Annotated in this window: 15 protein-coding genes and 2 tRNA genes; 4 read left to right on the plus strand and 13 right to left on the minus strand. The window is 41.6% G+C overall.

Annotated elements, in window-relative coordinates:
* Nucleotides 1-40: 40 nt before the first annotated feature.
* The 9 genes from gltB to A3217_RS04010 all read right to left on the minus strand — a co-directional run bounded on the left by gltB (nt 41) and on the right by A3217_RS04010 (nt 13,624).
* Complete coding sequence (gltB, locus tag A3217_RS03970) at nt 41-4,570, minus strand: glutamate synthase large subunit (RefSeq protein ID WP_082807868.1); 4,530 nt, start codon at nt 4,568-4,570, stop codon at nt 41-43.
* Between the two features lie 298 nt (nt 4,571-4,868).
* A complete protein-coding gene (efp, locus tag A3217_RS03975; protein WP_066388200.1) occupies nt 4,869-5,432 on the minus strand; it encodes an elongation factor P in 564 nt (187 codons plus the stop codon).
* Between the two features lie 114 nt (nt 5,433-5,546).
* Nucleotides 5,547-5,623 (minus strand) — tRNA-Met (locus A3217_RS03980).
* A 50-nt stretch (nt 5,624-5,673) separates the two neighbouring features.
* Nucleotides 5,674-5,748 (minus strand) — tRNA-Gln (locus tag A3217_RS03985).
* 317 nt (nt 5,749-6,065) lie between these two features.
* Entirely contained in the window at nt 6,066-6,863 is a 798-nt protein-coding gene (locus tag A3217_RS03990; protein ID WP_231860277.1) for a class I SAM-dependent methyltransferase, read from the minus strand.
* 93 nt (nt 6,864-6,956) lie between these two features.
* A complete protein-coding gene (locus tag A3217_RS03995) occupies nt 6,957-8,444 on the minus strand; it encodes a hypothetical protein (RefSeq protein ID WP_066388203.1) in 1,488 nt (495 codons plus the stop codon).
* Between the two features lie 134 nt (nt 8,445-8,578).
* Nucleotides 8,579-10,075, minus strand: a complete 1,497-nt coding sequence (locus tag A3217_RS04000) for a glycosyltransferase family 9 protein (protein WP_066388206.1) — start codon at nt 10,073-10,075, stop codon at nt 8,579-8,581.
* Nucleotides 10,065-12,200, minus strand: a complete 2,136-nt coding sequence (locus A3217_RS04005; RefSeq protein ID WP_082807869.1) for a glycosyltransferase — start codon at nt 12,198-12,200, stop codon at nt 10,065-10,067. Before A3217_RS04005 ends, A3217_RS04000 begins: the two co-directional genes overlap by 11 nt.
* Nucleotides 12,201-12,313: 113 nt before the next feature.
* Nucleotides 12,314-13,624 (minus strand): SLC5/6 family protein, encoded by a 1,311-nt coding sequence (locus A3217_RS04010; RefSeq protein ID WP_066388209.1) that lies wholly within the window; start codon nt 13,622-13,624, stop codon nt 12,314-12,316.
* 233 nt (nt 13,625-13,857) lie between these two features.
* On the opposite strand from A3217_RS04010, the gene A3217_RS04015 reads away from it, so the two are divergent.
* The 4 genes from A3217_RS04015 (at nt 13,858) to A3217_RS04030 (ending at nt 16,846) form a co-directional block, all read left to right on the plus strand.
* The gene (locus A3217_RS04015; RefSeq protein ID WP_231860278.1) at nt 13,858-14,589 is read left to right on the plus strand and encodes a DUF3943 domain-containing protein; all 732 of its coding nucleotides are present in this window, start codon (nt 13,858-13,860) and stop codon (nt 14,587-14,589) included.
* Between the two features lie 13 nt (nt 14,590-14,602).
* A complete protein-coding gene (ribA, locus tag A3217_RS04020; RefSeq protein ID WP_066388213.1) occupies nt 14,603-15,187 on the plus strand; it encodes a GTP cyclohydrolase II in 585 nt (194 codons plus the stop codon).
* Between the two features lie 30 nt (nt 15,188-15,217).
* Nucleotides 15,218-16,537, plus strand: coding sequence for a molybdopterin molybdotransferase MoeA (locus A3217_RS04025; RefSeq protein WP_231860279.1), 1,320 nt, complete (start codon nt 15,218-15,220; stop codon nt 16,535-16,537).
* A gap of 84 nt (nt 16,538-16,621) precedes the next feature.
* On the plus strand, nt 16,622-16,846 hold the full coding sequence (locus A3217_RS04030; protein ID WP_066388216.1) for a MoaD/ThiS family protein: 225 nt from the start codon (nt 16,622-16,624) through the stop codon (nt 16,844-16,846).
* 1 nt (nt 16,847) lies between these two features.
* Here A3217_RS04030 and A3217_RS04035 read toward each other — a convergent pair whose 3' ends face one another.
* The 4 genes from A3217_RS04035 to A3217_RS04050 are packed head-to-tail and all read right to left on the minus strand — an operon-like array spanning nt 16,848 to nt 21,735.
* Nucleotides 16,848-18,065: an ABC transporter permease gene (locus A3217_RS04035; protein WP_066388218.1), complete on the minus strand. Its 1,218-nt coding sequence runs from the start codon at nt 18,063-18,065 to the stop codon at nt 16,848-16,850.
* Nucleotides 18,062-18,829 (minus strand): ABC transporter ATP-binding protein, encoded by a 768-nt coding sequence (locus A3217_RS04040; protein ID WP_417935353.1) that lies wholly within the window; start codon nt 18,827-18,829, stop codon nt 18,062-18,064. Before A3217_RS04040 ends, A3217_RS04035 begins: the two co-directional genes overlap by 4 nt.
* A 27-nt stretch (nt 18,830-18,856) precedes the next feature.
* Nucleotides 18,857-20,152 carry an efflux RND transporter periplasmic adaptor subunit gene (locus tag A3217_RS04045; RefSeq protein ID WP_066388220.1) on the minus strand — a complete coding sequence of 432 codons (1,296 nt, stop codon included), beginning with the start codon at nt 20,150-20,152 and terminating at the stop codon, nt 18,857-18,859.
* A gap of 2 nt (nt 20,153-20,154) precedes the next feature.
* A complete protein-coding gene (locus A3217_RS04050) occupies nt 20,155-21,735 on the minus strand; it encodes a TolC family protein (RefSeq protein WP_066388223.1) in 1,581 nt (526 codons plus the stop codon).
* Nucleotides 21,736-21,847: the final 112 nt, after the last annotated feature.

Here is a 21,847-nt window from a genome sequence, read left to right on the forward strand (position 1 = left end):
AAACATTATGTAATGTATTATTGACAAGTTCCAAATTCATCTATTTGCTACCCTTTGTTATCACCTCAAATGCCGCGAGATCTGGGTTGGATTCATTTTTGCAAGATTCTAGTGCTTTGAGTGCGCGCTCATAATCGCGTGGCATTACTTTGAAAAAGTCGTTTTTATTAAAGCGCTCTAACACCTCGCACGCCTTTTTAGACTGCGTGTAGGCGATATGCGTCTCAAGCCACTTGCGCACCTCTTTTTCATCATCTTTGTTTAACGCGCGAATATCCACTAGCTCAGTGTTTATGCGTGGAACATTGTGCTGTCCGAGAATGTATGCGTAGCCCCCACTCATACCCGCTGCGAAGTTTTCCCCCACATCACCAAGTATTAGCACGCGCCCGCCAGTCATATACTCACACCCATGCACGCCCATTCCTAGCACCACAGCACTAACACCAGAATTTCTCACGCAAAAGCGTTCCCCTGCGATGCCATCAAGATACACTTCTCCGGCACTCGCGCCATAGAGGCAGGCATTTCCCACGATGATATTTTCTTCTGAACTGAAAGTAGATTCTGGCGCGCTTTTGGCGATGATTTTCCCACCACTTAAGCCCTTGCCTAGATAGTCATTTGCATCGCCGATGATTTCTAGGCGGATTCCATAATTTAAAAACGCGCCAAAACTATTGCCCGCATTGCCTATGGCAGTAATTTGTATGCTGTCTTCCTCCAAGCCTTTTGCGCCATAGGTTTTGGTAACTTCGCTTGAAAGTGTCGTAGCAAAGGTGCGACTTAGGTTGCTTACTTCAAGGGCGAGCTTGATTTTTTTGCCTTGACTTAGCGCGCGTGTGCATAGTGGAAGCAACACGCGAGAATCTAGCGTTTTTTCTAGCTTGTTGTCTTTGAAGCCCTTAAAATGCACAGCGCTTTTGTTGTAAGTACTTAGATCTTGTATCATACGATCCAAATTGATATTGCTAGCTTTGCCGGTGAGTGGTTTTTGGCGGAGCTTATCCACACGCCCCACCATTTCATTGACACTTCTAAAGCCAAGTTTTGCCATATATTCACGCAATTCCTGCGCGATAAAGCGCATAAAATTCATCACATATTCAGGCTTGCCCTTAAATCTATCGCGCAATTCTTTATCTTGTGTAGCGATGCCAAAAGGGCAGGTATTAAGATGACATACGCGCATCATCGTGCAGCCCACTACCATAAGCGGTGCGGTGGCAAAACCAAATTCTTCCGCGCCAAGCAATGCTGCTACTGCCAAATCGCGCCCGCTTAGAAGCTTGCCATCTGTTTCGATTCTCACCCTATCGCGCAATCCATTTAAAATAAGCGTTTGATGTGTTTCTGCAAGTCCTAATTCCCAAGGAATCCCAGCATTGGCGATACTTGTGCGCGGACTTGCACCCGTGCCTCCATCATATCCAGAGACTAGGATAATATTCGCTCCAGCCTTTGCCACGCCCGCAGCCACGGTGCCGATACCAGATTCTGCTACGAGCTTGACAGAGATTTGCGCGCTTGTGTTGGCGTTTTTGAGGTCATAGATGAGCTGTGCTAAATCCTCGATAGAGTAAATATCGTGGTGTGGAGGAGGGGAGATAAGCGTAACACCGGGCGTGCTGTGGCGCGCGCGTGCAATCCATGGATATACTTTAAAGCCCGGCAATTGTCCTCCTTCGCCCGGTTTCGCACCTTGTGCGACTTTGATTTGCAATTCTTTTGCATTGACAAGATATTCAATATCCACACCAAAGCGCCCACTTGCGACTTGCTTTATCGCGCTTGATTTAGAATCTCCATTTGCCATAGGTGCGTAGCGTTCGGGGTTTTCACCACCTTCGCCTGAGTTACTTTTGCCACCTAGGCGATTCATCGCAATTGCTAGACATTCATGCACTTCTTTTGAAATAGAGCCATAGCTCATCGCGCCTGTTTTGAAACGTTTCACAATAGAATCCACACTTTCAACCTCCTCTATCCCAATGGCTTGTGTGGTATCAAACTCCAAGCAATCACGCAAACTCACAAGCTTAGAATCCACAAGGCTCGTATATTCCTTAAATAGCGCATAATCCCCGCGCCTGCAAGCTTCTTGCAGTTTGAAAATCACAAGCGGATCGAGTAAATGCTCCTCTTTTCCTGCGCGCCAATTATGCAAGCCTTTGGAATCAAGGGCGCGTGTGGTGGATTCAAACGCACTCTTATGCACGCGCGCATAATCACTTGCTATTTCTTCTAATCCAATGCCTTCAATCTTGCTAGGCGTGGAGGTGAAGTATTTTTCTATCACATTAGATTTTATACCCACACATTCAAAGATTTGCGCGCCATTGTAGCTTTGCATAGTGGAGATTCCCATTTTTGAGGCAATCTTGACGATACCGCCCATACTCGCGTGTATGTAGTTTTCCACCGCTTGTTTGTAGCTTATTTCTAAGCCATTGCGCACAATGAGTGCGTTTATGCTTTCATACACAAGATATGGGCAAACTGCAGTCGCACCATAGCCCAGCAAGCAGGCTAGATGGTGGATTTCGCGTGGTTCGGCAGATTCTATTACGAGGCTTGCGTGTGTGCGGCGATTGCAACGTACAAGGTAATTATGAAGCCCAGAAACAGCTAGCAGTGAGGGAATCGCGCTTTGCTCTTCATTCACACCCCTATCGCTTAGGATTAGGATTGACACACCTTTTTCAATTTCTTTTAATGCTTTTTCAAAAAGCACTTCAAGCGCGGTTTCTAAGTTTTGCTTTTTGTGTGAAAATGTAAGATTTAATCGCGCGACTTTGAAATCCTTGAGATTTTCGATTTTATAAAGTTCCTCGTTGCTAATGATTGGCTGGGTGAGTTTCACGCGCTTGCAATTATTCTCATTTGGCTGCAAGAGATTGCCCTCGCGTCCGAGGTAGATTCGTTGGCTTGTGACGATTTCCTCGCGCAAAGCATCAAGTGGTGGGTTGGTGACTTGCGCGAAAAGCTGTTTGAAATAATTAAAAAGATTCTGTGGTTTTGGGTCTAATATCGCTAAGGGCGTATCTATCCCCATAGCAGCGAGACTTTCCTTGCCATTTTGCGCCATTGGCAGAATACTTTGAGAGACCTCATCATAGCTCCAGCCAAAAGCTTTTTGCAAGCGCAAAAGGCTTTCAGAATCCAAAAATTCCTCTTTAAAGCCCTTAGATTCTAGCTTTTCTAGTTTGATGAGATTTTCTAGCCATTTGCTGTAAGGCTTTGCGTTGGCGTATTGACTTTTGAGTTCCTCATCAGAGACAAGCCTCCCGCGTGCAGTATCTACAAGCAGAATTTTGCCCGGCTCCAAGCGTTTTTTGGCTAGGATATTGCTTTCATCAATCTTTAGCGCGCCGGTTTCACTAGCAAGGATTAGGAAATTATCTTTGGTGATATAGTAGCGCGAAGGGCGGAATCCATTCCTATCGAGGCTAGCACCCATCATCACACCATCAGTAAAAATAATCGCCGCAGGTCCGTCCCATGGCTCCATTAGCGTAGAGTGGTATTCATAAAAGGCACGCTTTTTGGAGTCGATATTTTCATTTTTGCTCCACGGCTCTGGTATCATCATCATAAAGGCTTCCTCAAGACTGCGCCCATTGAGACTCAAAAACTCCAATGTATTATCAAACATCGCAGAATCTGAGCTCGGCTTTGCAATGATAGGAAATACCTCATTCAAATCGCTAAAGTATTCGCTCTTGCAGAGTCCTTGTCGTGCTGTGATTGCATCAACATTGCCCTTAATCGTGTTTATTTCACCATTATGTGCCATATAGCGATTAGGGTGTGCGCGCTCCCAGCTAGGAAAAGTATTTGTTGAGAATCTGGAATGCACTAACGCAATAGCGCTCTTAAGATTAACATCTTTAAAATCAAGATAAAAGTCGCTAAGTTGCGTAGAAAGCAACATTCCTTTATAGACAATCGTGCGTGAAGAAAATGAACAGATATAAAATTTTGGCACATTTTGCGCGCGTTTCTCTATTGTGCGTCTTGCAAGATAAAGCCTGCGCTCAAATTCTAAACCCCTTGCGCTATCTGTTGGACGCGCGACAAAGGCTTGAAGGAAATAAGGCATTGCATTGCGTGCGCTTTGCCCAATATCGCTTGGATTATAAGGCACAGCGCGGAATCCTAAAAATTGCAGATTTTGTTCTTGTAGCACTTCTAAGAAAATTTTCTTGCCTTCTTCCTTAGCTTCATAGTTTGATGAGAGAAAAATCTGCGCCACTGCATAATCGCCCTCTTTTGGCAAGGTAAATCCTAGCTCTTGCGTGGAGAAAAACTCGTGTGGAATCTGTATCAAAATCCCTGCGCCATCGCCACTATTTTCCTCCGCGCCTGCACCGCCACGATGCTCTAGTTGCATAAGGATATTTAGCGCATCATCAATGACTTTGTAAGATTTTATCCCCTTGATATTCACCACCGCGCCAATTCCGCAAGAATCGTGTTCAAAGCGTGGCTCATAAAGTCCGATGTACTTAGATTCTAGTGGATTTGTGTTTGTGTTTTGTGTGTTTTTATCAATATTATGCTGGCTCATTTTCTCTCCTTAAGGTTGTGTTGATTTGGTAGGAATTTGCTCATCGCGTTATAAAGACTTTTTTATGTTTGATAGCTCTGCGTATTTGCCTGTGTTGGATTTGTAAAGGTTTCTCTTAATGGAGCTTATTTTGTGATAGAAGGCGTGTATATTGGTTTTTGTTGTGTGGGTTATTGTGCTAGTTACAATGCCTTGCAGGCAAAACAAACAAAATGCACTAAAAAATTTCCTTCGTGTTGTTGTCATTTGTTGCAAAATCCTTCTTTTATGGGATTCCTATGAGAATCCCAGTGCGCGATTATTTTACTTTTTCTAAATATTCCCCAGTTTCGGTATTAACGCGGATTGTCTCGCCTTCTAATACATGGAAAGGGATTTGCACCACTGCACCAGTTTCAAGTGTAGCTGGTTTTTTACCAGCTGATGAAGTGTCGCCTTTGAAGTTTGGCGCAGTTTCAATGATTTTTAGTTCGACAACTTGTGGTGCATCCACAGAAATCGCCTTATCATTGTGGAAAAGCACCTGCACGCTCACGCCATCGATGATCCATTTTCCTGCATCTCCTACTTGTGCCTCGCTAAGTGCGACTTGCTCATAAGTTTCATTGTCCATAAATTGATAGGTTTCGCCGTCGTGGTAGAGGTATTGCATTGTTTTTTCTTGCAAGTTTGGCTCATCGCACTTATCGCCTGCGTGGAAAGTTTTCTCAATCACCTTGCCATCTAAAAATGACTTGATTTTCGCGCGCACGAAAGCCGCTCCCTTGCCGGGTTTTACATGTTGATACTCTACGATTCTATAAGGAATCTTGTCAATTTCTATTTTTAAGCCTTTTTTTAATTCACTCATACCGATAGCCATATTCGCTCCTTAAGGGATTTGTTTGGATTTTAAGGCGCGCATTATAGCAAAATCCTTTTTTAATGCAAAGATTTAGGGGAGAAATTTATCAGAGTTGGTGTTTTTGGTGAGATTTGGTTGCGGGGGACGGATTTGAACCGCCGACCTTTGGGTTATGAGCCCAACGAGCTACCGGACTGCTCTACCCCGCGTTAGGAAAATTAAGGATGCTTAATTTTGGAGAATTAAAAAGCCTTTAGAATGGCTGGGGTAAAAGGATTCGAACCTCTGAATGCCTGGACCAAAACCAGGTGCCTTACCGCTTGGCGATACCCCAATCTTTAGTTAAAAAAAGCGTGATTATAATGGTTTCAAACTCAAAAGTCAAGCCTTGTGAGATGATTTTAGTGAAATTTAAGCATTGAAATTATTAAAACTTGTCAGCTATTTATTTGTATTCATTAGACATTCTCTTTTAGATTCTGAATCAAGCCTTGCGATTGTTAGAATAGCTTGTGTTAAAAGCGAGATTATCGCTCATCGCGCAAGCTGAAAGTTCTCAGAATTCGCGATAAAATCGTGCTTTTAGATTTGTGTAAAGTTTATAATTTTTTGATTTTGCGTTTGATTGTGCGTGCAAGTGGGCGCAGTGGCTCAAGCAACCCAATTAGCACAAAGAGTAGTTTGCTTGCCCCCCCCCCCAATTACGATTTTAAAGCTTTTAGAATCTGCTTTTTGCATTTTGATGTATGCTTCCACATAGCCTGTGTTTTCTATCATTCCATCAAATCTCACGCCCATCGCGCGCGCAAAATATTTGAAAGTATAGCGATAGTGAAAATTTTTGGGCAAATGGCATTTAATCACGGGGTAAAAGCAATTGCCAATAAGCGCTTCACCACCAATTTTTACAGAATCTAGCATACCTTCAAAGCACTCCAGCACATTATCCACGTGCTCTAGCACATCAGTTGAAACAAGGCAGTCATAAGTATCTGTCTTAAGCTCGCTTACAAAATGGATATTTGAAAATTGCGCTATGCAATGCTTGCCGTATTCACTAGGAAATGGCTCATAAATATCAATTTGTGAATCTGGGCAGGCTAGGGCAATTTCTTTTGCAAGTGTGCCAAACCCACCACCATAATCACAAATGCGTTTAAAACCCTTTTGCGCGATATAGCGTGCGATGGCTTTTCTAACGGATATTGACAGCTTATGAGATTCTACAAAAAGCCCATTGAGTAGCCATATCGGGTGCTTATAATACAGCGCGATTTTATCCCAATCTAGGTTTTTATTGTCGCAACCCATCTCGTCCCAAACTTTATCCATCAAATACCAAATTTGCTCCAAATCATCGCTTATTGCAGGATTTTGAGAATCTAGCAGGGCTTGCACGCCCACGCGCTCATCGGGCGTTAGTGGTTTGTCTTGTAGGTTGATTGTCATTGCTTTTGTATTCCTTACAATAGAAATTTATTTGTGCACAATTGTAGCAAATTTTCCCTCTATTAGCATAAAAAGCGACAAAGTCTGTTTTCGTCAAGGCACTTTGAAAATATAGATTGCATTTGGCGCACCAAAGATATTGTTTGAGATTCTGTCATTGATATTTTGATATTTTTTATAAGACTCTGTTTGGAGGGTTAGGAACTTTATTAATGCTTTCACATTGAAATTATAGAATCCAAAATATTGCGACTCATAAATGAGGGTGTAGCACTTTTTGAGATTTGCTATAAATGTATCATCAACATATTCTCTGGTGTTAAAATCCAAATAGAGCAAATCCCCATTTTTTGGTGTATGAACCTCAAGGGAGTTGAAAATAGTATAGCTAGAAGTAGAATCTGCTATGCTAGATACTGATTGAGGATTGTCTTTGTTTGTCAAAAGGTCAAAATCTCTTGCACCAAAATGCAATAAAAATTTTTTCATAAAGTCATAAAACATCATTCCATCAGGATTGCGATTTTGTCCTAAGAGATAAATATTTGTGTGTGTTTGCTCTTTTGTATAATTTGCTAAAAATTTCATAGCGTTTGCATAATGCGGTGGGAAAAGCTTGGTATGTGTGTAAGTGCTAAGGCTTAGCGGGAGATTGATACATAAATGCAAGATTAACGCCAAAATAAAAGATATCTTTAAGCCTTTGCCTTGAAAGTTTTTCAAAAAATACAAAGCGCCTAAGAATCCCAAGCAATAGCAAGGCATAAAATAATACACACTAAAAAGCCCTAGCACAAAATAGCTTGCTCCTAAGCCAAGTGCGCTTAACACACAGGCATCATAGAGCGGGTAGAAAGTTTTTGTTTTCAAAAAATCCTTTATCCTCCACAGCAAGAGCAATGGTAAGAAAACAAAAATAAAAGGGTGATTTAAAAAGACATTTACAAACTCTTTTATGTAGGTGATGCCAGAGACTTTATGATTTGTCGTGTAGCTTTGGGTTATCTGTGGAAGTATGTAGAGGAGATAAAACAACACAAAGCCAAGAGAGGCAAGAATAAGCATTATGAGTAAAGCGGTTTGTCTTTTTGAGAGTTTTTGTTTTTGCAAAAGAGCAAGGAGCAAAAAAAGCCCACTAAAAGTAAAAATGGCTATAAAGTCTGTTTCTTTAAAAAAAAGGCTAAGAAATGCAAAGAGAAAGCAAAGCATATAAGTAGAATGTCTAGATTCTGTGCCGTTGCCAAATATATGCCAAATACACACCATAAAAAGAATCAAAAACAACATTTGATTGCGTTCAGGGAAGCAAATCCCGCTTATAATTGTGATAAATCCAACATTCGCAAACACAATAAGGCACGCACCCAAGCTACCAAGCGGGCTAAAAAATCTGCTTGCAAGGTAATAAAGCGCACAAGCCATAATGCAAAACTCTAGCGCATTGAAAGCAAAATAGACAAGAGGTGATGAAGAAAATTGCATAAGGAGATTTAAATCCATAAATGCAAGAGGATAGAATCTCCCAGCCAAAGGATTGTAACCAGCAAAAATAGGCTTTTGTTGTAGGATATTAAAAAACATCCAAACATCATCTATTTGTAAGGGGTGAGATGGTTTAAGGGTTATTAATATCCCCCCCCCCTATTAGAAGCAAAAGTAATGCTAAGGGCATTTTTTGAGATAGTTTCATTGTTTCTCCTTTTTTAAAGTTATTTTTAAGAATCTAGCGTGTTTTCAATAACCTCAATCACTCTTTGTGATGTGATTTGGTTAATGTCAAGGCGACTTGGATTTTGCATATAGTTTGAGAGAAACGCATACGCGCATAGATTTTTGTCGATAATTGGGTGATAGATTCCATAGTATTTACCCCTTACCCTACAAGGGTAGGGGGTAAATCTATAGAGATGATTGCCGTTAGACACGACATAAATACTTATGTCGTGTCTAAGCGTTGCGGCAAGATGCGCACATGAAGTCTCATTGCTCACTAGATGATTGCCGTTATACACGACTCGCGCTAACGCGCAAAGAGTTGTTTTTCCGCAGAGATTAAAGGCGCGAAAACCTTTAGTTTGCTTTGTAGCGTCGCTTTGTGTGTTTAGCATATTTGCTAGATTCTCACCATTTTGAGAATCCTCCTTTCCTCCGCAAATCACCACATGAAAACCTTTTGACAAGTGCCACAAACCAACTTCGTAAAATTTTTTTATATCCCATTTGCGCCAAGAAGCACTTGCTCCGATGAAAAGCACTACATAAGGCTTTGGAAGATTGAAGCACTCAAATTCTTGCAACGCGTAATCTCCAAGCTCCAGCGTGAGCGGTGGGAATATAGTTTTGCCTAAAAGCGCAGTTGCAAATTCGGCATTGCGCTCAAACTCAAACATAACACCTTCTTTGCACGATGTCAGCAAAGTGTAGTTTTTGGCAAAACGCGCATAATCCTTTGCGTTGAGGTTGTTTAAATCACCTTTTGGGGCGTATTTTTGGCGCGCGCGTATTATTTTCGTAATCTTTTCACTTGTTTTATCGCGGCTAAAAATCGGATTAATCGCAGTTTCAAACTCTAAGTGCGCAATTTTATAGACGCTTTGAAAGCGATAGAGTGGATTGCGTGAAAAGCGCCTTATATCAAGTGGGATAAATTCCTCCAAATATTGCTTATCAAAACTTAGTGCAAGTTCGCTGTAAGCGGTATTCCCAATAAGCGTGATTTTGCCAAAACGCCCATAAAAGTAGGGCAAAAAATTACGAAATAGCAAATAATCCCCAATTGCGTCAGTGCGGAGAATAGCAAGCTTACGCTTTTGGTTTTTGGACTTTTTAAAAATTACTGAAAGCTTTGTGAGAATCTTAGCCAAGCAAAGCGCGGTAAAATCTAACATATCTTCACAGAGATTTTTAATCGCCTTTAGAATCTGCTTTATGGGATTTGGGCTTTTAATATCGCTAAAGTAGGGGATTTGCACTTTTATGGCGGATTCTATCTGCGCGCTATCTGGCAAGTAGAGAAAATCAATATGTTCTATTTGTGCTTGCGTGGAATCTTGCAAGATTATATGAGCGTGCGGGGGTTTTGTGATTGTGTTTAAAAGATTTTTTGGAGCAAAAATTATGAAATCTTGCGTGCGATTTGCCTGCAAGGAGGTGAAAAGATTTTCTAAATCTTTCTTTTCACATATTTTTCCACATAGGATTCTAAGCGACATAGGATTTATCCGAGTATCTCCCTAATACGGGGAAATATGAGTGTGAATAATGTGAAAAATTTTGCGTAAAAATATGTGAAAAGTTGGCGACTTCTTGCTTTTTAGGGTTAGAAATAGAATTGGTAGTTTGAAATTTTAAAAGAAGTATAGAGTGTAAAAAATTATCAATACAGCAGGAAGTAAGGCAAAGAATTACATCATATTGCCCCCCCCCCTCAATGGCTTCAAGGCCTAGAATCTGCGCGTATTGATTTATATATTTTTGCGCGATATTTGCTGCATTGAAATTATCTAGCACCTTTTTTCGTGCGTTTTGGGAGAGTTTAGAATAATGTTTAGATTCTAAAACCCAAGAAATGCCTTGCGCTAAACCCTCTATATTGCTTGCTAGATAGCCATTTTGCTTGTGGCTTATCATATCGCCATTTCCGCCTATATCAAACGCCACCACAGGCGTGCCACAAGCAAGAGATTCCATAATGGCGTTGCTTAGATTTTCAGCTAAACTCGGTGTTACAAAGACACTTGCGGCGTTGTAGATGAGCCTTAGGCTTTCATCATCATATTTCATTCCTAGGAAATGCGTTTTGATACCAGCGATTTGCTCCCCAGAGCTTGAGCCAAAGACGAGAAGTTCGAAAGTTTGCTTAGGGTTTTTCTCACGCAAAATTTTTAAGGCTTGTATAAGTTCACTGTAACCTTTGCGACTAATATTTGTCCCAGAAATCGCACCAAAGGCAATGTAGTGTGTAGAATCTGCGGAGAGAAAATCAAAAAGATGAGATTTTGAAAGTTGTTTGGTTAGTGTAAGAGAATCTGCAGAATCTTGGGTGAAAATGCGGACAAAGGATTCTAAGAATCTATGCTGCCATTGCCCCCCCCCCTCATTGGCTTCAAAGCCTTGCGCTAGATTCTGGTATGCACGCAAATACTGCTTCGCAACGAGCTTAGAATCAAAACTTTGCGTAGCTTTCGCGCGTGCATTTGGACTTAGAGTTTTGGCATTTTCTAGCACATAGAGTATGCCTCGTGCCAAATCAGTCTCATCATAAGGCTTAGCGAGGTAGCCATTTATCTTGTGGTCGATAATATCTTTCAAGCCGCTTGTATCAAAGGCAACCGCTGGCGTGCCACAAGCAAGAGATTCTAGTGCCACTTGTCCAAAAGATTCCACTAGGCTTGGCATCACAACAACATCTGAAAGACTATACACTATCCTTAGTGCAATATCATCACTCAAATGCCCTAGATAAAGCGTTTCTATCCCCTCGATACTTTCCCCATTGCTTGCGCCAAAGACGATTAGGCGCATATTGATTTTATTTTTGAGAATCTTTAGCGCGCCTTTTAGTTGTGGATAGCCTTTTCTGTCTATACTTGTGGCTTGTATCGCGCCAAAAGTGATGATTTTTTTCTCGCTATCTAATCCGAGCAAATCTCTTGCGATTGTTTTTGAGATAGGTTTGTAAATATTTGTGTCGATGGGATTTGGAAGGTTGATAATTGGTTTATTCCCTAAAAGCAAGGATTCTTTAGCGCAATTAGCTATCCAGCGACTAAGTCCATTAATGGTGAGATTAAGTTTTGGGTAGGTTTTTTCTTTTACCCTAAAAGTCCAAAAGCTAAGATCAAAAATATGCCTAGAATTTAAGAGTGGGCATTTTTTACAATGAACGCCAACCCCTATACAGGCGGCTGCCACGTAGTGGCAGCCGCCTGTATAGGGGTTGGCGTCATGTAGGCTCCAAAGCATTGGCATATCAAGTGCTTCTAGGTCCTTAAAATTTAAAAATCCCCCTGCAATCCAATGTAAATGCAAGATGTCAGGTTTTAGCTCTTTAATAGCTTTTATAAGGGCTTTATTAGACAATCCATTAGGGGAGAATACATCTTTTTGCCTTTGAGGATAAAAAGCTAAGGGAAGCTGTGAGAGCGCAGGGCGAATCTTTTCCATTAGCTTTTGTGGTTTTGTCTTTGCAAGACGCAAGACACTTGGCAAGTCAGAAGTTTTTTCTTGCGTCAGCACAAGAGAATCTACATTTTGATTTAGCAATGCTTTGTGTAAGCGTAGCATTGCTCTGCCAGCCCCACCAGAATCCGAAGTACAAAGATGCAAGATTCTCAAAAAATCCCCCTAAAAAATTGTGATTTCACACCCATAAACCTAAAAATAAGCGCACAAAAAACGAGGTGGCATTCTAGCTTAAGCTTTTTGGCTTTTAGCTTAAAGCTGGCTTTTTAAAGCGTCATTTTATACATAACACTAAAGATTGTCAGTAAGCCCGTGATAAGCAAAAATATATCCACCCATACATTGCGATAGCATTTCAGCGCATTCACGCTATACAAGCCAACAAGTGGCATTATAAAAAGAATTGTCGCGATAATAGGACCGCCTAAGCTCTCTATGAAATCCAAAATGCTTGGATTAAGATACGCGACAACAATAAGCGTGCTATACATAAAAATTGTCGTAAAAATATGTGTGGTTTTTGTGTTTGGTGCTTGTTTGCCTCTTAGTTCAAAGCTTTTGCGCACGATACCATTTAACCCTTCACTCGCGCCAAAATAATGTCCAAAAAATGACGAAGTAATCGCTAAAAACGCAACCAAAGGCGCACCATAGCCCACCAAAGGCGCATCGACTTGAAACTTATTTGCAAAATAAGAAAGTATAGGGAGATTTGCCTCTCTTGCAAGCACGAAATCTTGAGAATCTAGGCATAAAATACACGAAAATACAAAAAACATTACAAATACTAGCAGCATAAGAGAAGTATTAAAAAGAATCTGATTGCTTTTAAATTCCGCGTGGCTTTTGTATCTGCGCTTAAGACTTAGGGTGAAAGTTGAGATTGCCGGTGAGTGGTTGAATGAAAAAACAAGCACAGGCAAAGTCAGCCACACAACGCTAACAAACTCGCTTAGTGGTGGGACTTGCTTGAGGCTTTCAAAATTCCAATAGGGAATAAGGTAAATTGAAAAAGCAAAAAGCACAAAACAAAGCGGATACACAAGAATCGTGCAAATTTTTGTGATGGTTTCTTCTTTGAGCAACATAATAGCCATAAGCGCGCTAACTAACACAAAGGCTAAGAATGCGCGTGCTATTGGCAAAAGTTGGCGCACTTCCTCGCCTTGCGAGTTTTTTACCACTTCAAAAAAGCCTTCAATTCCCAATTGATTGACAAAAAAGCTCCCAAAAGTGTTGGTAATCCCAACGCCATACACCAAGCAAATGGGATAAATTGCAAAAAAGTAGAGCAGAGTGATAAAAAAGCCCGCCTTACACCCCCAATATTCCTCAACTGCGTGCGTGATGTCTTTGTCGCTTCCGCTTGCTTTTAAGACAAAGAATGAAAGTCCGCGATGAGAAAGCCACACCATAGGGAATATCAAAAGCATCATCACAATGACAGGATAAAAGCCCCCAGTGCCCGCGCGAATGGGTAACATAAGGATTCCAGCACCTACGGCTGTGCCAAAAAGTGAAAGCGCCCAACGCAAATCAAAGGCGCTAAACTTTTGAAAATCTCTAGATTCTTTCATAGTGTTTTCCTTAAAGGTTGCTTATTTGAAACATCACATTTTAGCACAAGAGAGGCATTTAACTGCTAAACTCTAGCATTTGGTTAGACAAAATATTGTAGAATTCCCGCCCTTGAAAAACCTAAGAAAATCTAAGAACTTGCAAGCGAGGGATTGTGTTTTTAAAAATAAATCCCGCCAAGCTTAGAATCTTGAATATAACTTTAATTTTTTTTGCTTTTTGGAGAAATGTTTTGCCTAAATTGTTTGTAAAAATTTTAATATTTTGCGTATGTGTGTGCGTATTGCAAGCAAATCAGGCGGAAAAGCTAGATTATTCAAAGCTTAAAATTGCGGAATCTAAGCCGAGTTTTGATTATGTGTTTTTAAGCGGTGGAGTTATCTTGGCTGGGAGCATTGGTGGCGCGTTGGTGCTTTATATGCTTCCAGAGAATGTTACAAATTGGGAAAAAAGCGAGATTATCAATCTTGGCTCAAACTGGGTACATAAAGTTTCGCGTTCGCCTGTGGCGGATAGAGATGATTGGGTGCTTAATTGGGTAACACACCCTTATTGGGGTGCAGTGTATTATATGCAACCACGCAGGGTGGGCTTTGGCTGGTTTGAATCTGCGCTTTTTTCTTTCGCTGCAAGTGCGATTTTTTGGGAATATGGAATCGAGGCTTTCGCAGAAAAGCCTAGTTGGCAGGATTTGGTCGTCACGCCTGCATTTGGTTCGTTTTTGGGTGAGACGTTTTATCAAGCAAGCAAAGCAATAGAATCTAACAATCGAGAGCTTTTTGGCTCGCGTTCAGTTGGGGAATTTGTGCTTATCGTGCTTGATCCTGTGGGTGCGCTCATTGAGCTAACAAAGCTTGATAAGCGTTTTGGTATCACAAAAAGTAATACCTACATAAATCTTGCGCCTACCTCTAGTCGCTTTGGCGGAAGTGGCGTAATGCTAAGTTTTTATCATCATTGGTAAGGAGATTTTTAAGATGAAGTTTGAAGTTTCAGCGCAGGCGCATTTGCCTACAAAATATGGGAGTTTTTATATTCAGAGTTTTAAAGAGTTTGTTGATGACGCGTGTCCTAGGGAGCATTTAGTTGTTTGGACGAAGAATCTAGGCAAGATTCCGCTTGTGAGATTGCATTCAGAATGCTTAACGGGCGATGTTTTTGGCTCTTTGAAATGCGATTGTGGCAACGAGCTAGAATACGCGATGAAAGAAATCGCAAAATCAGAATCTGGCGGTATGCTTATCTATCTAAGACAGGAGGGCAGAGGCATAGGGCTTTTTAATAAAGTCAATGCGTATGCTTTGCAGGATAAAGGGCTTGATACGGTGGATGCAAATATCGAGCTTGGATTCCCAAGTGATTTGCGCGATTATGAGATTGTGGGTGCGATTTTCAAGCATTTTGGGATTAGGGAGATTATTCTATTGACAAATAATCCTCTAAAGATTGAATCTATACAAAAATATGTCAAAGTGAGCAGAACCAGCATAATTGTGGGCTGCAATCAGCACAATAAAGAATATTTACAAATCAAAAAAGATAAAATGGGGCATTTGCTTTAAAAAAATAGCGCGTTGCGTGGGCGCTTAGATATGAAAGGTGAAAATATGGATTCTCAAACAAGACAGATGATAAGTTATGATGAGGCTTTGGAGATTTTAAACACGATAGAAATCAAAGCATTGCCTACGGAAAAAATTGTATTCAATCAATCTTTGGGTCGCATTTTAGCGCGCGATATTAAGGCAAAGCGCAATGTCCCACCCGTACCAACTTCTGCGATGGACGGCTTTGCGGTGCGTTTTGATGAAATTGTGAGCCTGCAAAAGGCGCAACAAAAGGGAGAAAATGCAGAGCAAAGAAATGGGTTTAGAGTCCAAGCGCGCAATCAAGCAGGGAGCGAGGAACTCTACACTCTAGAAGCCCAAAGTGCCATTCGCACTTACACAGGCTCGCGTATGCCACTAGATTCTGATACATTACTTTTGGTGGAGGATATTGAGGAGTTTGAAAAAGATGGAGCGCGCTATATTAGGCTAAAAAATGTAGAGCAGATTCTAAAACGCGCGCAGTGGGTGCGTCAAGTGGGCGATAACTACAAAAAAGATGAGATTCTAATCCGCAAGGGAACGCGCATAAGTCCTTTTGAAATCGGAATCTTCGCAGATAATAACGAGGTTTTCGTCGAAGTGTTTGCGCGTGCGCGCGTTGGGATTTTGAGCATTGGCGATGAGATTATTGAAGTGGGCGAGGAGAGCAATCGCACAAATGCCCTACGTAGCGTGAATAATCATTTGTTAGGCGCGCTAGTGGAGGCGTTAGGACACACAAGCGTGCTGTTTCCAAAAGTGGGCGATGATAAGGAGGCGATTAGGACGCTTTATAAAAGCGCACTAGAGCAGTGCGATGTGCTTGTAACAACTGGTGGTATGAGCGTTGGGGATTTTGACTTTACAAAAGAGATTATGAAGCAGGAATGCAAAGTGGTGTTTAAAGGCGTGCGCTTAAAGCCCGGAAAGCCTGTCGCGTATGGAATCTACCAAAATGCGCAAAAGCAGACGCATATTTTTGGCTTGCCCGGCTATCCAAACTCGTGCGCGGCGACATTTTTGCTTTTTGCGCGCGTGATTTTAGCGCGCCTTTGTGAGACGCGGGCACTACAGCTTATTTTAAATGGCACGCTTTTGGAGGATTTGAAACGCACAGATTCTAGAATGGAGTTTCGCGCGTGTGAAGTAAGGGTGGAATCTGGTGCATTGCAGGTGAGCTGTGCGTCTAAAAAAAGTTTGCAAAGCTCGATGATTAATAATCTAGGCACACATACTGCGTTTATTGTTTTAGAGGAAAATGGTGGTGATTTGCCAAAAGGTGCGAGTGTGAAAGTGTTGCTTTTTAGGGATATTTTAGGGTAGATTCTGAAAAAATGTAACTTTAAGCAAGCAAAAAAGGTAAAATACGCACGCAAAATAACCAAACAAATCAAAAAAGGAACGATAATGATACGCGTAGAATTTTTAGGTCCTTTAAGTAATGAAGGCGCACTGGATTTAGAGGTGGCTACTATGGAGGAGTTGAAAGAAAAACTCTCACAAAACCCAAATCTTACTAAATGGCTTGAAATCTGCGCTGTGGCGGTCAATGACGCGATTGTCAAAGACTCTAAGTATGCGTTTCAAGATGGTGATAAAGTGGTGATTTTGCCTCCTGTGTGTGGTGGGTAAATCACTCGTGGCGCAGGGCATCGATTGGATTTAGCTTTGAAGCTCTGCGTGCTGGGAGATAACCAAACAAGATTCCGATAAATGCGGAAAACAAAAACGCAATAAGTGCTGTTGGTATATCAAAGACAAATGGAAGCTCCATTTGCACGCTTAATCCCCACGAGGCAAAAAATGCCCACAAGATTCCCAAAAGTCCGCCAAGCGAGCTAAGTGTAACAGATTCTATCAAAAACTGCCCCAAAACCTCGCTTTGTAATGCGCCAATCGCCATACGCGTGCCGATTTCTCGCGTGCGTTCAGTTACTGAAACTAGCATAATGTTCATAATCCCAATACCACCAACAACGAGGCTAACACCCGCTATAAGCCCCAAAAGCGCGGTGAGTCTTTGCGTTGTGGAAGTGAGTGCTTCAGCGATTTGTTTTGTATCCATAATTTCAAAGGAGTCTCTTTCCCCACTACGGACATTGCGCACTTTGCGTAAAATCTGCGTAAGTGCATTTACTGCTTGTGTGGAATCTACCCCATCTTGCAGGCGTATCATAAAGCGATTGACAAAATATAATGTGTTGCTAGGGTTGATTGATCGTGTAAAAGCTTTCATAGGGAGTAAAATAACATCATCTTGGTCATTCCCCATACCGCCTTGCCCCTTAGATTCTAGCACACCCACGCATTCACAGACGATATTATTAAGGCGGATTTTTTTTCCTAAAGGATTTTCATTCTCAAAAAGATTTTTACGCACACTCGCGCCGATAAGGCAAGAAGTGCTTCCCACACGATATTCAGAATCTTTAAAAAACCTGCCTTCTTGGGTATCCCACTGCGTTACATCAAAAAAGTTAGAATCCACGCCTTGCACGCTTGTCGTGGTGTTTTTGGCAAGATATTGCGCCATAACAGAAGTGTGAGAAATGGGTGCGAGCGCCACGATATGTTCTCCCATCATTTGGCGCACTTCTTTGACTTCATCTAAGCTAAAATTGCGCTTAGGTTTTGCGCCGCTTGGATTCATCGCACGCGCAGGGAAAACAAGCAAGAGATTGCTTCCAAGCGATGAGATTCTATCGCCTATCATTTGTGTAGTGCCTTTGCCTAAATTTATCATTACTACCACCGCGCCAACGCCGATAATCACACCAAGCATTGTAAGAAACGCACGCAAAAAATTGCGCCGAATCTGACGCAAAGCAAGTAAAAAAGCATTGAATATCATAAGTTTCCTTGTGAGTTGGATTCTTGCGGGCTTTCTCGTGGGTCAAGGTTTTGTGGTGTGGGCAAATTTGATGAATCACTCAAAAGCCTACCATCTAAGAAATGTAACTCTCTGCTTGCATACTGCGCCATATCTGGCTCGTGCGTCACCATTAGGATTGTGATTCCAAGATTGGTGTTTAGCTCTTGCAAAATTTCCATAATCTCCACGCTACGTTTTGTATCAAGATTCCCCGTTGGCTCATCAGCAAGCAAAAAAAGCGGTCTTGAAGCAATCGCACGCGCGATAGCCACACGTTGTTGTTGTCCGCCACTAAGCTTAGAACTTGTGTGGCTTGCCCATTCTTTCAGCCCCACGCGCTCTAGCGCTTCAAGTGCTAAAGATTCTCTTTGGGCTTTTTTCATACCGCGATACATTAAAGGCAACTCGACATTTTCAAGTGCTGTCGTGCGTGCAAGAAGATTAAAGCCTTGAAAAATAAAGCCAATATAATTGCGACGCAAAAGTGCGCGCTGATTTTGACTAAGCTTAAAAACATTAACACCACAAAAGAGATACTCACCCTTTGTGCCTACATCAAGTGTGCCAAGGATATTTGCTAGGCTTGATTTGCCACTTCCGCTAGGTCCCATAAGTGCGACAAATTCCCCTTTATCAATCCGCAAGCTCACGCCTTTGAGTGCTTCAAATGCGCTTTCACCTTTGCCATAAGTCTTATGAATATTGTGCAATGCGATGAAGTCCTGCTCCATAGTTTGCCCCATTTTTTGCCTATCCATTTATTTATTTATTTATTTCCCATTTTTTAGCGCAGTGATGATTTGCACGCGTTCATCAATACCGCTTATAATCTCTGTGTATCGTCCATCTGAGATTCCCACTTCCACGCTCACAACCTCTGGGACGCCATTTTTTAGAATCCACAGCGTCCCATTTTTGCTGGCATTATTTTCTTTTGCGTTAAATTGCGCCTTAGGGCGCGGTGGTGGTCCAAATATTGTGCCTACAGAAGCATTTTTGCTCGCTTTTGGCTGGAGTTTTTGCATAGCTTTGTTTAAATCAAAATAAAGAGCAGAGCTAGGCACAAGCAAGGCATTTTGCGATTTAGCGATGATAATATCAGCTGTGGCACTCATATCCGGGCGCAAAAGGAGGGATTTATTATCCACTTCAATGCGTGCAATGTAGCTTACAATTGTGTTGGAGTTGGCAGAGCTTGTTGATGAAGTGTTTTTGCTTCCATCGCCAGAGCCAAAATTTACCTTATTTACTTCTGCAAAAAAAGTCCTCTCCGGGTAAGAATCCACACTAAAATGTACTTCTTGACCCTCTTTTACCTTGCCAATATCTGCTTCGGAAATATAGGCTTTAAGGAGCATTTCCTCGAGATTCTCGGCGACTTTGAAAAGCACAGGCGCTTGAAAGCTTGCCGCCACACTTTGCCCAACTTCCACGCTTTTTGTTAGCACTACGCCATCAATTGGTGAGATGATTTGCGAATTTTTAAGATTAATGCTTGCGGTTTGTATGCTTGTTTCAATCTCTGCGATTGAGGCTTTTTTGATATCCACATCAGAACGCGCAGAAGTGTAGCTTGTCTTAGCATTTTGCAATTCCAAAAGGGAGGGCGATTTACCCCCGGTTTTATCATACAAATCCTGCAAGCGCTCATAATTCCACTTTTTATCTATCAAGGTTTGCTCGCTTGCTTTGAGTTGGGCTTTTGCGGAGTTTAGTTGGGCTTTATAGCGTGCAAGTTCTTGATTAATACTTTCAGGATTGATACGCGCGAGAATTTGCCCCTTTTTCACGCGATCATTTTCCTCGACAAGCACTTCTAGCACGATACCTGAAATCACACTGCCAATTTCTACTTCATTTGTGGGCGAAAGTGAGCCAGAAGCCGAAATACTCGCCTTTATGTCCCCGCGCGTAGGCTGGAGTGTCTCATATGAAAATGAAGGCGTGTGAAACTTCCAAAAATACACCACCACCGCGCTAAGAACAAATACAAGCGCGATAAAAACAAAAAGCCATTTTTTTTGCAAATGCGTTTTTTTGGGGTTGAGCGTGTCATAAATATTCATAGTTAATCCTTTGTCTCTAAAGAGGGCGAGTTAGATTCTATCTCTTGTGTGCGTTGCGCGTTTTTTGGCATAGAATCTTGTGTTTGAAAATCCACGATCCACAACGCCCCGCCAAATGCTTTAAATAACATCACCATTGAAATTGCCTCATTGATTTGCGAAGTGTGGAATTGAGAGCGCATTGAAAGATATGTGTTTTCATTAGTTAGAAACTCACTTCTGTCAATCATTCCATTTGCCTGCCTTTGGGTATCAATTTGCCACGCCTCTTGGCTTAGATCAAGTGCTAGGGAGAGATTTTGCGCCTGCTTTTTTTTGGAAGCTTTATCAAAAAGTGCGTTTTCCATTTCACCAAGCGCGGTGTTTATCGCCTTTTGCAAGGTGTAGTAAGCCTCTTTGCTTAGCTCTTGCTGGATTATGTAGTTTTGCTTTAAGCCTGTGCGATTAAATAAAGGCGTGGTGATAGAATTTGCGATTTGAAATACAAGAGAATTCCCCGTGGTGTTACTATAAAGCAACTCTCCAATTGAGCCATTAAGCGAAATGCTAGGTAGTCTTGCGGCATTTGCGTTTGTCTCTTTGTAGAGTTGGGAATACAGCGCGTAAATGCTAGATTCCACATCGGGACGTTGTAAAATCACTTCGCTTGGAAGTGCGTCAATGTCAAATTCTGCTATTTCAATAGTGCGTGGCAGGGAAAAATCCATATAAGAATCTAGCTCTTGCGCGTTCATATCAAGTAATACAAGCAACGCGTTTTTGTTTTGCTCGAAAGTATAAAGCGCATTTTCTAAGCTATTTTTTTGCGTGGTGGTATTTACTATCGCACTTTTGTGGGTGTTTATATCAATAAGTCCGGATTCATACTTTTGCTTGCTGATACTCTGTATTTCCTCGAGATTTTTTAGTAAGTCCTTGTTTTGTGCGATACTAAAGGCATTATCAAGCAAACTAAAATAATATGTCGCCACATCGCCAATGAGCGTGAGTTGTGTATTTGCGAGGTTGCTTTGGGCTTGTTTGTGAGCTTGCTTGCTTGATTTGCGTAGCGCATTGAGCTTACCAAACAAATCAAGTTCCCAGCTCATACTAAGGCTTGCATTTACGGAGTTTGTGCCCGGGCGCACGGCGAGATTCTGACTTTGCGTGCGTCTATCGGTGTAGTTGGTGTTAAGTCCAGTGTTGATTGTAGGCAAAAGGCTTGCGGTATTGATTTTTGCCTGCGCTTTTGCTTGCTCGATTCGTGAAATCATTATAAGCACATCGCTATTGCGCTCCAGCGCGATTGTTAGGAGTTTTTCTAAATCTTTGTCATTAAAAAGCAGGCTAAATTGTTTGAGATGAGAATCTGCCTTAAACTTTTTGCTAGTTTGCGCGCTATTTTGTGGGGTTTTGGAATCTTTACTTTGTGGATTCTGTGCGTCTTGTAGATTTTGCGCATTTTGCGGGGAATCTGTTTTTGTGTGATTCCTAAAAGTCTGCGGGATATGATTTTTGCTTTCTATCTCTTGTAGTGTGGGGATTTTTGTCGTGCAAGCCGAGAATATAACAATAAAGATAAGCAAAAAGATTCTAAAATGCAATGTAAAATCCTCATTTTGAAAGTGTGCTTGGCATTCTACAACGGGTAAATTTTATGATTTTGGGCAAATAAATTTATGTTGAGATTGTAGGTGGAAAAAGTGAATTAAATAT

This window comes from Helicobacter himalayensis (assembly GCF_001602095.1).
In the GTDB taxonomy this organism is placed as follows: Bacteria; Campylobacterota; Campylobacteria; order Campylobacterales; family Helicobacteraceae; genus Helicobacter_F; species Helicobacter_F himalayensis.

Coding starts and splice junctions, on each gene's coding strand:
- A3217_RS04035 (WP_066388218.1), bottom strand. CDS start 18,065: ATGATATTCAATGCTTTTTTACTTGCTTTGCGTCAGATTCGGCGCAAT.
- A3217_RS04030 (WP_066388216.1), top strand. CDS start 16,622: ATGATACGCGTAGAATTTTTAGGTCCTTTAAGTAATGAAGGCGCACTG.
- A3217_RS04000 (WP_066388206.1), bottom strand. CDS start 10,075: ATGTCGCTTAGAATCCTATGTGGAAAAATATGTGAAAAGAAAGATTTA.
- gltB (WP_082807868.1), bottom strand. CDS start 4,570: ATGAGCCAGCATAATATTGATAAAAACACACAAAACACAAACACAAAT.
- A3217_RS04025 (WP_231860279.1), top strand. CDS start 15,218: ATGAAAGGTGAAAATATGGATTCTCAAACAAGACAGATGATAAGTTAT.
- A3217_RS04010 (WP_066388209.1), bottom strand. CDS start 13,624: ATGAAAGAATCTAGAGATTTTCAAAAGTTTAGCGCCTTTGATTTGCGT.
- ribA (WP_066388213.1), top strand. CDS start 14,603: ATGAAGTTTGAAGTTTCAGCGCAGGCGCATTTGCCTACAAAATATGGG.
- efp (WP_066388200.1), bottom strand. CDS start 5,432: ATGGCTATCGGTATGAGTGAATTAAAAAAAGGCTTAAAAATAGAAATT.
- A3217_RS04045 (WP_066388220.1), bottom strand. CDS start 20,152: ATGAATATTTATGACACGCTCAACCCCAAAAAAACGCATTTGCAAAAA.
- A3217_RS03990 (WP_231860277.1), bottom strand. CDS start 6,863: ATGACAATCAACCTACAAGACAAACCACTAACGCCCGATGAGCGCGTG.
- A3217_RS03995 (WP_066388203.1), bottom strand. CDS start 8,444: ATGTTTTTTAATATCCTACAACAAAAGCCTATTTTTGCTGGTTACAAT.
- A3217_RS04040 (WP_417935353.1), bottom strand. CDS start 18,829: ATGGGGCAAACTATGGAGCAGGACTTCATCGCATTGCACAATATTCAT.